10 protein-coding genes and 1 pseudogene are annotated in these 12,080 nt (G+C 60.8%); all 11 read right to left on the reverse strand.

The window, feature by feature from the left end:
- Nucleotides 1-65 precede the first annotated feature (65 nt).
- Entirely contained in the window at nucleotides 66-620 is a 555-nt protein-coding gene (locus ACUXUR_RS00540; protein WP_445500336.1) for an SH3 domain-containing protein, read from the reverse strand.
- Nucleotides 621-624: 4 nt separating this feature from the next.
- The gene (locus ACUXUR_RS00545; protein WP_445500337.1) at nucleotides 625-1,068 is read right to left on the reverse strand and encodes an invasion associated locus B family protein; all 444 of its coding nucleotides are present in this window, start codon (nucleotides 1,066-1,068) and stop codon (nucleotides 625-627) included.
- 319 nt (nucleotides 1,069-1,387) lie between these two features.
- Nucleotides 1,388-3,298, reverse strand: coding sequence for a potassium transporter Kup (locus ACUXUR_RS00550; protein WP_445500338.1), 1,911 nt, complete (start codon nucleotides 3,296-3,298; stop codon nucleotides 1,388-1,390).
- A 157-nt stretch (nucleotides 3,299-3,455) separates the two neighbouring features.
- On the reverse strand, nucleotides 3,456-4,262 hold the full coding sequence (locus ACUXUR_RS00555) for an alpha/beta hydrolase family protein (protein ID WP_445500340.1): 807 nt from the start codon (nucleotides 4,260-4,262) through the stop codon (nucleotides 3,456-3,458).
- A complete protein-coding gene (locus tag ACUXUR_RS00560) occupies nucleotides 4,246-5,355 on the reverse strand; it encodes a DUF3182 family protein (protein WP_445500341.1) in 1,110 nt (369 codons plus the stop codon). The genes ACUXUR_RS00555 and ACUXUR_RS00560 overlap by 17 nt, the downstream gene beginning before the upstream one ends.
- A 351-nt stretch (nucleotides 5,356-5,706) precedes the next feature.
- Nucleotides 5,707-6,695 (reverse strand): annotated as a pseudogene (locus tag ACUXUR_RS00565) (bile acid:sodium symporter family protein).
- Nucleotides 6,696-6,793: 98 nt separating this feature from the next.
- Nucleotides 6,794-8,191, reverse strand: a complete 1,398-nt coding sequence (locus ACUXUR_RS00570) for a M20 family metallopeptidase (RefSeq protein WP_445500343.1) — start codon at nucleotides 8,189-8,191, stop codon at nucleotides 6,794-6,796.
- Nucleotides 8,192-9,223 (reverse strand): ABC transporter ATP-binding protein, encoded by a 1,032-nt coding sequence (locus tag ACUXUR_RS00575; protein WP_445500344.1) that lies wholly within the window; start codon nucleotides 9,221-9,223, stop codon nucleotides 8,192-8,194.
- Nucleotides 9,220-10,194: an ABC transporter ATP-binding protein gene (locus ACUXUR_RS00580; protein WP_445500345.1), complete on the reverse strand. Its 975-nt coding sequence runs from the start codon at nucleotides 10,192-10,194 to the stop codon at nucleotides 9,220-9,222. The genes ACUXUR_RS00575 and ACUXUR_RS00580 overlap by 4 nt, the downstream gene beginning before the upstream one ends.
- A gap of 3 nt (nucleotides 10,195-10,197) precedes the next feature.
- Nucleotides 10,198-11,094, reverse strand: coding sequence for an ABC transporter permease (locus ACUXUR_RS00585; protein ID WP_445500346.1), 897 nt, complete (start codon nucleotides 11,092-11,094; stop codon nucleotides 10,198-10,200).
- Nucleotide 11,095: 1 nt separating this feature from the next.
- On the reverse strand, nucleotides 11,096-12,013 hold the full coding sequence (locus tag ACUXUR_RS00590) for an ABC transporter permease (RefSeq protein WP_445500348.1): 918 nt from the start codon (nucleotides 12,011-12,013) through the stop codon (nucleotides 11,096-11,098).
- Nucleotides 12,014-12,080: the final 67 nt, after the last annotated feature.

Here is a 12,080-nt window from a genome sequence, read left to right on the forward strand (position 1 = left end):
ACTCTCGATCACGAGACTGATCAAAGCCTTGGGCAATTTTTCAGAAGGCAGTATTGGCGTGGGCTTTACAGCAGCTTTCTAAGACTGTTCCACATGGAGCGCTCTTCCAGAACCTCGTCAGGATAAACACCCCACAAATCTGCTTGATGCACATAGCCGTGGTAGTCTCGCCCCGAGACACTGACGGAGCACCAAGTCCGGTCACACCACTGAATGCGGACGATAACCCTTGGCTGCAACTTGGCAACCAGTGTAGCACGTCCGCTAGGACGGGATCTGAGGTCGACGTTCTGCTTGCCCCAGGGACGGATCAGGGCGGTTCGATTGGGCGACAGAAGCACAGCATTAATCCAGCCATCAGAGCCATCGCTCCCTCTGATGCGCCGCCAGTTTCCATATTCCGCGATGATCTCCACCGGCAGAGAGCGTTTCTTATAGATCCAACGGATCGGGTATTCGAGGCCCGGTCCGGCCCGGACATTGATTTGCGGGTTTTTCAACGATGCAAACCGTGGAAGAGGCGGCGAAACCCCACGATTGGGGGCCGCCTGAGCATGATGGGCATAGGCTGCGCCCAGCATCAGGGGCAGCAGCATGATTCGAAGACGTTTGATCACCATCTGACTACCGGCAGCCCTGGCGCATTTTGCGCATTGCGGCAGTGAAGCCTTTCAGCGAAAACTCATACTTCGTCTTGTTCCCCCGTCTCGACATCGCCTCAGCCACCATCAACCGGCCTCGCGAGAGAGCACGGACGAACTCCTCCTCGCGCTCTGCCCGGCGTAGCCAAGCACTTTTGCCGCGTGGAATCATGATGAAGCTCTTTCCGTCGGCCGTGACACGGATGGCATTTGGCCCAAACGTGTAGCCTGTTTGCAGGCTGGCTTCTGTTCGAGTCTTGCCGCTTTTGAGCCGTCGAACGAAGAAGCTGACTCTGCCATGATCAAGGTGACTGGGCTGCTTCACTAGGGCATCGGAAAAAATGTAGCAGACCTCTGATTTGTTCTCCGTAAATCTCCAGGCGCTCCAGCCTTCATAACTCCCGAGCAGTCGCGGTGTCTGCGCCATGGCGCTGGTGCTTGAAAGGATAAATGCGAGAGCAATGCTTGTGGATCTCATCAACAAATGACTCATCTTGTGTGCGGAGGCGACAAGCTTTCAAGATGAGATTGCCCAAGCGTTAATGGATCCGCCCACGCATTCCAGCAGAGCAGCTGGATTCCGGATTGTTGAAGAAATACAGAGGCCTCTCCGGCATTCAACAAATCGTGATCCCGATTCAGCCTGCCAGATTCACCTGGTGCATTTGTAGTCTGTGCCCATGATCTGGAGGAGACATTCGAGTATGGTGCATTTCTCTTTACCAGTCGCCAGGTACGCAATGGCCTCAGATTTCCACTGAGCTGCCGATCTCGACGACCTGAGGAGCCGGAATACAAAAGTAGTCGGCGGTCAGTTCCGCATTGCGATTCAGCATGGCAAAGATGATCTCCCGCCATAGAGCCATGCCGGTATGAGTCTTCGTGGCGACCACGGTCTGACGGCCGACATAGTACGTCACACCATCCGGATCGAAGTCCGGGATCTGATGCTGCGCCATGGCAAGATGCAAACCGGCCGGGACATTCGGTTCCTCGGTAAAACCCAGCCGCAGGATCAAGCGCTCGATGCCGGCACCTATCGGCACCAGATGGACACGGTCCTCGTCTGCAACCTTCGGAGCATCGAGAACCACCACGGACACGAGAAACACCTTCTCGTGCAGCACTCGATTGTGTTTGAGATGGTGCAGCACGGTTCCCGGAATGCTGCTCGTTGACGCTGACATGACCACTGCAACGCCTGGGATGCGGATCGGTGGATCGGCCTCCAGCTGTCGTAGAAACTCTTTGGGGGCCATGCGCAGATGCGCTCGTGCCTTCTGTACAAGCTGCTGGCCCTTGCGCCAGGTCAGCATCAGGAACGCTCCCATGACTGCAATGAGCAGGGGGAACCAGCCACCCTCGAACAGCTTCGTCGTGTTGGCGGCCAGGAACACCAGATCGACCAGGAGCAGGGATCCATTCAACAGGTACACAAGCATCGGCCTGTGGCCCCAATGGAGAGCAACAAAGGCCGCCAGAACCGTTGTGATCACCATGTCGATCGACACGGCGAGCCCATAGGCTCCCGCAAGCCGGCTCGATGTTCCAAACCCGATTACTGCGCCGAGCGTCAGCATGGCGAGGGCCCAATTGATAAAGGGAACATAGATCTGGCCGCGCTCGTGACTTGAGGTATGGACAACCCGCAGGCGCGGCAGCAAGCCGAGTTGAATCGCCTGCTGCGTCAAGGAAAACGAGCCGGTGATCACCGCCTGCGAGGCGATCACGGTGGCCAGGGTCGCCAAGGCTACAAGCGGGTAATGCGCCCAATCAGGGGCCAGATGATAGAAGGGGTTCTCTGCAGCTCCCGGATTGACCAGGTGCAGGGCGCCCTGCCCAAAATAGTTCAGCATCAGTCCTGGCATGACGATCAGGAACCATGCGGCCTGGATCGGTGAGCGGCCGAAATGACCCATGTCGGCATACAACGCCTCACCCCCCGTGACGGCCAGGAACACGGCTGCCAGGACGGCCAGCGTCGTGATCACATCCGTGTTCTGGATGTAGCCGATCGCATAAATGGGGCTGGCCGCGGCCAGCACCTCGGGAGCCGCCAGGATGCCGTGGACGCCAAGAAGGCCTAACACGGCAAACCAGACCAGCATGTACGGGCCGAAGATTCCGCCGATCCAGCCGGAACCCATTCGCTGTACGGAAAACAAGATGGCCAGGATCGCAACGGTAATCGGAACCACGTAGGGGCCGAACTGCGGCGCATCGATCGTCAGACCCTCGACGGCGCTCAGAACCGAGATGGCGGGCGTGATGGTGCCGTCGGCGTAGAGGAGTGCCGTGCCAATGAGGCCCAGCACGGTCAGATACATGCGCCAAGACCCAGGCTGGACACGCCGGACCCCTAAGAGGGCCAGCAATGCGATGATCCCACCCTCGCCACGATTGTCGGCGCGTAGGATGAAGATGCAGTACTTGATCGAGATAACGACAATCAAAGACCACAGGATGAGGGACAGCACCCCAAGCACCACGTCAGGGGACGCTCCGCCTCGGCTGGCGGCATGGGAAGCCTCCTTCAGGGCGTAGAGTGGGCTCGTTCCAATATCGCCGAACACAACACCGAGGGCTGAGAGAACCAGCGCCCGAAAGGCAGAACCGGGTCCCGTCTCGCGCACAGGAGCTTCAACCGTCGCGGCCATAGCACCTCGCAGGCTCGGCGTCAGTCCGATCTGCCGAGCCAAAGAACAACCAGCACCGCACGGCCAAGTTCCGGATGTGGTGGCCGTATGCCTGACGTGAGTACGCCTCTGTGGCCTCGATGCCGACCCTATCCGCACTTAAGGAGCGCGTTTGTCATCATGCCGCCGTTGGAGGCTGTCTGCGGGGAGCTGGCTGGAGATGCGTGTGCACTCCAGGGGCACTGCCATCTTCTCTGGCCCCCAGCACCATCTCGGTCGCCCAGTTGACGAGCAGGGATGTGTAGGCCTGCTGCCACTCCCCTTCAGATAGGGCATGATCAGCCCCCTCGATCACACGGTAGGTGAGCGAGTGGGCCCCCTTGAGCGCGGCAAGATAGTTCTCGATCACCGGGTGCGGGATGATGTCGTCATGCTCCGACTCCACGACCAGCACGTCGCCCCTGAACGCCGCGCAGGCGGCCAAGGCCCGGTTTTGGTCGGGGGTGACACGTCCACGTCGGTAGTCGGCAAGGCCGTATTTCTTCAGCTGCTGTTTTGGCAGCGGCCAGTCCTCGTCGCGGTAGAGTGCAGGCACGCGCAGGGCAAGCCAGCGCACAGGACGCAGTGAGCTGAGGATCGCAGCCAGATAGCCGCCATAGCTGCTTCCCACCACCGCGATGGCCTCTTTGTCGACAGCTTGGTGGCTGACCAAAGTGTCGTAGGCTGCAAGCGCGTCACGCAAGTTGTCTTCGCGTGTGACAGTCTCTTTCTGCTCCTCGGTTCCCCCGTGGCCCCGGAGATCAATCGTCAGGCAGACACAGCCCAAGGCCGCGATCTCACGGGCTCGGGTCAAGTACTGCTCCTGACTCCCACCCCAGCCGTGGAGAAACAACACGCCTGGGATGACCGTAGCGGGAGTGACTACAGTGCCGCAAATTCGCTGATTGTCGACGGGGATGTCGATCCGGTCATCTCGTGTCGCCATGAGCTCTCACCAGCGCGTATTTGGTCAAAAATCCGACTTGCTCATCTATCCCATGAAAATACACCGTCGCGTGTGGAGGCGGAGCCTGGCACTCGCCATAAATTTCGAAGGTGGCTGCGTGTACCACCTGTAGGCCGGGATCATTCCGGAAAGCTTCGAGGGCGGCGATCTCAGCACCCGTCGCGCCGCCAATACGCCAGGATTGCTCCAAAACGCCCGAGCGCCACTGGCCGCGAGCGTTCATTCCCTGAGCCACGTCGTAGTTGCGGCGCGAAGCAAACATTCCGGGAAAGACGCTTGTGGCGGCATCGTAGGCACGGGCCTGCTCTACAGCGATTTGAACGCTCTCAGGAAGAGGCAGCTGGACCAGTGTATCAAAATCGCCACGCACCACTACAAGGTCAGATCCGCCATAGACCTCTTTTCCGGTACTGTCGGGGGTCAGCCGCTGGCTGCCGTAGTACGTTGCAGTGAGGTCCGCCACGCGCACCTGACCGATGCTGTAGGTGGTCACAGCTGTGAGGTTCTCCTCCAGAACGAGCCCAGCGCCTGCCAACTCGGTTGGATCGATGGCAGAGAGGGCTTCCGCGAGCTCGGGCAGGCTCTGGACTACTCTCTGCCCGCGGCCGGCAGTGGCGTTGACCGGCTTGAGGCGCACAGGCCCCTTCTCCAAAAGACGCTGTCCGGCTGCCAGGGCCTGTTCTGCTGTAAAGACCGAGTACCCTTCAAGCACAGCACTTTGCACCTTGCGAGGGAATGTGTCGGACCAGCCCTCGGGTGCGAAGGCGTCAGGCTGGATCCGCGGGTGAGTGATGGCTTTGGTGGAAACGAACGGACGTGGCACCACACCGCCGAAGAGATCTCGCTCTCCCGTGATGCCAAGCTCGGCCGCCAGCTCGAGGCCGACCACAGTGGTGCTCGGGACGAAATAGACCCTGCCGGGGTAAAAGACGGAGCGGTCGTATGTGCCCGCATAATCAAATCCCATCAGTGCAGCCAGCCGTTTGGCGACCGCTGCCCGCGTGATCCGCTCATGAGCATCGGCGAACCCGCCGCCTTGAGGCGAGTACTCGACTACCACATCGTGTGCCAAGCTAAGTCCTCGTGTGCAAGCATCTCTGACCTGCCAAAGACAAGCAGCACCATTGCTGCGGAAACCAAGCCTTCGGGAGGTCAGGAGTTCCAGCTTGCGACTAGCTCGTGCCGTCTTAGGTCTCGCTCCGGCACGAAGCTGAATTAGCCCAATGTCAGCCTCTGACGTTCACAAAGGGCAGGGGGAACGTCAGAGCTGGTCCAGAGCAGACACTGTACCGCGATGGAGTGATACGGAGCGGATGATCGTTTCAAAGCCACAGCTCCAGGCCTTGATCCGCTCACAGATGTGCTTGGAAATCAGAAGAAGGCTACAGATTCCGGGTGAGTTAAGCCGATCTCTGAGAAGGCATTATCCAGCTTTCACCAAGTCACTGTCTATCTCTCGATTGCTGCTGGCGAAGCGACGGGCCAGGACTGCGCATGCCATGAGCTGGATCTGGTGGAAGAGCATCAGCGGAAGAACGATCAGGCTGATATTCTGTCCGGCAAAGATCACGCTCGCCATCGGCGCGCCGGAGGCGAGGCTCTTCTTCGAACCGCAGAACGTGATGGCAATCCGGTCCTCGCGGTTGAACTTGAGCCAGCCGCTGGCGAAGTACGTGAAGCTCAACACGGCTGCGAGAAGCACGATATCGATTGCTACAATGGCGGTGATATCGCCAATGGACAGGCGGTGCCACAGGCCGCTGGTCGTGGCTTCGCTGAAGGCTCCATAAACGACCATGAGGATGGAGCCTCGATCTACGATCTGCGTCAGTGCCTTGTGCCGCCCGAGCCATCGGCCAATCAAGGGCTGAACCATCTGCCCCAGGACGAAGGGAGCAAGCAGCTGCAGGACGATGCTCTCAACGGCATCGAGCGAGATGCCGCTGCTTCCCTGTGTATGGAACAACAATCCGACCAGGAGCGGGGTCAGGAACATGCCGAGGATGTTCGAAGCTGAGGCCGAGCAGATCGCCGCCGGGACATTGCCGCCTGCAATGGATGTGAAGGCGATCGAAGACTGAACGGTGGAAGGCAGGACGCACAGGAACAGGATGCCCGTGCCGATGGCTGAGGTCGCGAAGCTCGGCAGGGCGACAACGATCAGGCCGAGGATCGGGAAGACCACGAATGTGGTGGCGAGCACGAAGAGATGCAGCCGCCAATGGATCATGCCGGCCAACACCACGTCACGAGACAAATGGGCGCTGTGCAGAAAAACAGGAGCGCGACGGCAGCTTGGGTGCCCACGGAGAAAGCACGGACAGGCTCGCCGCTGATCGGCAGGAATGATGCCCGCACAACCATTCCGGGGATGGCGATCGTATACCATTCCCGCTTGACGAATGGGGTCATGAATAACCTTCGCGATCGATGCCTCGAGACCCTGATCACGATGTGCCTTCTTGCTGAAACGGCGGATGCCGAGGCTCCGGCATCCGCCTTCGTCATTTTTAAGCCCTGGCGACCGGCGGGATATCTCCGGTGCCGAGATCCCAATAGAGCCCGGCCATCATGGCGAGGGCTTCACGGGCGATGGCAACCGGCAGATGCTCATTGGGAGCATGTTGGGAGCAACCGGGATAGGAGTGAGGCACCCAGATCGTCCGCAACTCCAGGACCTCCGAAAAGATATCGTTGGGCAAGGAGCCGCCGAGATTGGGCAGAATGGCCGGCTTCTTGTCGGTCGTCTTGGCCAGCGAGTTCACGGCCCAGTGCACCCAGGGGTCCTCCGGATCGAGCCGGGTGGCATGGAAGATCTCGTCACGGCTCTTGGCAATCTCGACCATGGTGAAGCCGTGCCGGTCGAGATGGCGGCGCAGGGCCGGAAGAACCTCATTCGGGTCCACGCCCACGACGAAACGCAACTGACAGCGAGCCCAGGCGCTCGGCGGAACGGCGTTCACGGGCGTTTCCGGGTTGCCGGACTTCATGGCCAGCACGTCGAACGAGCACCAGCCGAAAACCTGCTCGGCGGGTGTCAGGCCGGGCTCGCCCCATTCCGGATCGATGGTCGGGCCATTGGGTCCACCATCGACCTCGCAATCGGCCAGCACCCGGCGGACCGATGCAGGAACCTCCTTGGGCACCCACTCATGAATGCGAATCTGGCCGGTCGGGGAGGCAATCGTCGCAATCGCATGAGCGAGCTGAATCGCGGGATCCGACAGCAGACCGCCCCAGTTGCCGGAATGATGGCCGCCGTCACGGGCGTTGATTGACATGTCGAAGGTCACGCCGCCGCGCGAGCCGAGAAAGATCGTCGGACGCTCTGCATTGAGGCGAGGACCATCGGAGCCGATGAGCACATCCGCCTTGAAAAGCTCCTTCTGCTCCTCGCACAGCTCGCGCAGGCCCGGGGAGCCCATCTCCTCGCCCATCTCGATGAGATACTTGGCGTTGAATCCAAGCTTACCACGGGTCTGCAGCACTGCCTTCAGGCCCGCGATGTTGATGACGTGCTGTCCCTTGTTGTCCACGACACCTCGGCCATACCAGCGGTCGCCGACTTCCGTGAGGGTCCAGGGGGAGAGCCCTTCGCTCCAATCCTTATCGAGACCGCGAATGACATCGCCGTGTCCATAGCCGAAAACGGTCGGCAGAGCCGGGTCCTCGATCCGCTCCGCGAAAAGGAACGGCCCCTTGGCCTTGGGGTGGTGCAAGGTCTTGCATGTAAAGCCAAGGCCTTCCAGGAGCGGGCGCATCTCGCTCTCGATATAAGCCGTGAGCACCTCGGCGCGATCCGGGTTCTGACTCTCGGTCGGCATGGCGATCAGGCGCGCAAGATCGGCCTTGAGTGCCCCGGACTCGAAATAGGCTTCAGCCTTTGCAATGGCCGCTTCGCGAGACATTTACGAATTTTCCCTTTGTTGGAGGAGAGCGGAATGGGCCTGGAGCGGCACCACGTTCTGCGGAACGGGGGCGCCCAGTTCAGGATCGTGAAGATGACAGGCCACGGCGTCGCGGCCGTGCTGCGTGAACCGGGGCGCGGTCGTGCTGCACTGAGCCAGCCGCTCGGGACAGCGCGGATGGAACGGACATCCGGGCGGCGGATTGAGAGGATCCGGGAAGGCGAGCCCAAGTCCCGTCTCCGGAATGCCGGCGCCGGGTTCGGGGGTCAGGACCGAAGCCAGCAGAGCCTTGGTGTACGGATGGCGCGGCGCCTTGAAGAGGGCTTCCGTCTCGGCCAGTTCCACCACGCGGCCAAGATACATGACGGCCACGCGCGTTGCGATGTGCTCGACCACAGCAAGGTTGTGGCTGATGAACACATAGGTGAGACCGAGTTCGCGCCGCAGGTCCATCAGCAGATTCAAAATCTGCGACTGAACCGAGACGTCGAGGGCGGATGTCGGCTCGTCGCAGACCACGATTTCCGGATTCATGACAAGCGCGCGGGCAATCGCCACGCGCTGCCGCTGACCGCCCGACAATTCACGGGGGTAACGGTCGGCGAAACGCTGGGGCAGGCCCACCTTGTCGAGAATGTCGAGGGTCCGCTTACGCCGCTCCGCTGCACTGCCGATGCCATGAACCTCGAGCGGCAGGGACACGATGGACGCGATGGTGCGACGGGGATTGAGCGACGAATAGGGATCCTGGAAAACAGGCTGCACGCGCCTCGCCATGCCCTTGCGGCCCAGCGAGACGATGTCCTGGCCATCGAGGGTGATCCTGCCTGCCGTCGGCGGCAGAAGGCCGAGCAGCATGCGGGCGAGGGTGGATTTTCCGCAGCCCGACTCTCCGACGATGCCGAGCACTTCACCCTTGCGGATATCCAGGCTGATGCCATTGACGGCATGCAAGGTGCGCCGTGCCTTGAACATGCCCTGACTGACGCCGAAGGAGCGGGTGAGGTCTTGAGCTTCAAGAAGCGCCGTCATGCCGCGTCCTCCAGAATGCAGCGCCACCGATGGCTGTCCTCGGTTTCATGGACTGGTGGAGCTTGGGTACAGATGGGCTGGCTTCGGCTGCAGCGGTCTCGGAAGCTGCAGCCCTGAATGTCGCCGACAAGCGAAGGCACCACGCCGGGAATGACACCGAGCCGCCCGCCCGGCACCGTGCGTCCCGGCACCGGAATGCAGTCGATCAGTCCCTGCGTGTACGGATGCTGTGGGTTCTGAAACAGCGATGCCGTCGGCCCTTCCTCGACGATCTGACCCGCATACATGACGGCAACGCGGTCCGCGATCCGGGCCACGATGCCGAGATCATGGGTGATCAAGAGCATTGCGATGCCGAGTTCGCGCTGCAGATCCGCCAGAAGGCGCAGGATCTGCGCCTGGATCGTCACGTCGAGGGCGGTCGTGGGCTCGTCGGCGATCAGGAGTTCCGGTCCGCACATCAGTGCCATGGCGATCATGACGCGCTGGCGCAGGCCGCCCGAGAGCTGGTGCGGATATTGACCAAGGCGCTCGGCCGCCGATGCGATGCCGACCTTGCTGAGCAGGAAGATCGCACGCTCGCGGGCCTCCGCCTCGCTCGCATTCTTGTGCTGACGATATGCCTCCACGAGTTGATTGCCGATGGTGTAGGCGGGGTTAAGGGCAGTCATCGGCTCCTGGAAGATCATGGCCATGCGATTGCCACGCAGAGCATTGATCTGCCGCTTGGATGCCTTGGAAAGATCCTCTCCTGCAAAGGCAAGGCGGCGCGCATGACGCTTCGCGGCCTTTGGCAGAAGGTCCATGATCGCTAAGGACGTCATGGACTTCCCGCAGCCGGATTCACCAACGAGACAGAGCGTCTCGCCGCGCTTGACGGAGAAGGAGATATCCCGGACCGCATGCAAGGTGCCGCGCTGCGTGGCGATGTCGACGTTGAGGCCATCGACCTCAAGGATCGTATCGGTCATGGCTCAGGCCCTCCCTTCCGGTGAGATCACATCGCGCAGGCCATCGCCCGCGAGATTGATGGCAAAGATCAGCAGCGCAAGCGCCGATCCGGGAATGGCGATGAGCCAGAACGAGAAGAACATGTAGGCTTTCGCTTCGGAGATCATGAGACCCCACGAGGGCAGGGGAGGCTGGACTCCGAGACCCAGGAAGGAGAGCGCTGCTTCGAGCAGAATGGCGCTTGCGGCTTCCAAGGTTGCGACGACGATCAGGTGCGGGACGATGTTGGGCAGCACCTCCCGCAGGATGATGCGGGTGGTCGAGGCCCCAGCGGCTTCCGCTGCCGCCACATAGTCGAGGGAACGAACCTGTTGCGTCGCGCTTCGCATCACGACGGCGAAGCGGTCCCATTTGAGAAGGCCAAGCACGAGAATGACGACCCACAACGAGCCGCCGACCATGGCCACGACGGCGAGCGCCACCAGAATGACCGGCATGGACAGTCGGGTAGTGACCAGGAAAGTCACCGCTAGATCGACCTTGCCGCCGAAATAGCCCGCGAGAAGGCCCATGGTCGTGCCGATGATGCCGGAGATAAGCACGACGCTCACGCCGATGAGAAGCGAGATGCGGGCGCCGTAGAGAACGCGGGACAGATAATCGCGGCCCAATTGATCGGTGCCGAGCGGATGCAGCCAGGATCCCTTCTGGTACCAGAAGGGCGGCGCATTTCGCAGGGCGAGGTTCTGCGTGTAAGGGTCGTGAGGTGCCAGCAGCGGAGCCAGGAGCGCCAGCGCAACGATCACCACAAGGATGCCCGCGCCAATGACGAAAGCCTTCTGGCCCAGAAAGCGGCGAACGAGCCGCATGGCGGGAGATGGCTCCGGAACGTTGGGAATGGAGAGAGCGATATCGGTCATGTCAGGCCACCCGGATGCGCGGATCGAGCCACGCGTTGGCAATGTCGGAGGCAAGCGTCAGAAGCACGTAGACCACCGACAGGAGCAGAACGATGATCTGCATCACCGGGAAGTCCTTGTAAGTGATGCTCTGGTAGGCGAGATAGCCGAGGCCATCGAGGGCGAAGATGGTCTCGATCACGACGGAACCGCCGAGGAGGAAACCAAGCTGCACGGCGGTCAGCGCCACTACAGGAACCACGGCATTGCGAAGAGCGTGCTTGAAAACGACCTTTCCTGCAGGCAGCCCCTTCGCGCGTGCGGTGCGGATGTAGTCGGCGGACAGCACTTCGATCATGCCGGCCCGGATCAGACGCATGAAGGCGGGAGCCACGTAATATCCAAGGGCAATGGTCGGCATGATGAAATGCAGCCATGTGGCCGAACCGGAAACCGGAAGCCACCGCAGGGTAATCGAGAATATCATCACCAGGATCAGGGCGAAGAAGAAGTTCGGCAGCGCCTGCCCAACTACGGCGATGGCAAGGGCCAGGCGATCGATCCAGGTGTTCGTATAGACCGCCGCCAGCACACCCAGAGGGATTGAGATCAGCAGCGCGAAGCCGAGCGCCAGGAAACCGAGAAGAATCGTTGTCGGCAGCTTGTCGAGGACGAGCTTGCTGACCTCGGTCTTGAAATAAATGGATGTGCCGAAATTGCCCTTGAGCGTCTGCCAGAGCCAGTCCGCATATTGGACCAATAGAGGCCGGTCGAGGCCATAGGTTTTACGGATAATGGCAAGGTCTTCCTCCCGCGCACCCTCGCCGGCGATGGCCATTGCGATATCGCCCGAAAGACGCAGGAGGAAGAAGGCGATCGCCGAAACCGCAAGCGCTACGAGAAGCGCAAGGCCCAAACGTTTGACAATATAGCCGATCACGGCATTGCTCCGTGTTGCTCTCATGATAGGCCGCCCGCTTATCCAAACTGCTCAGCGGCAGTCGGAA

This window comes from Microvirga medicaginis, assembly GCF_052658925.1.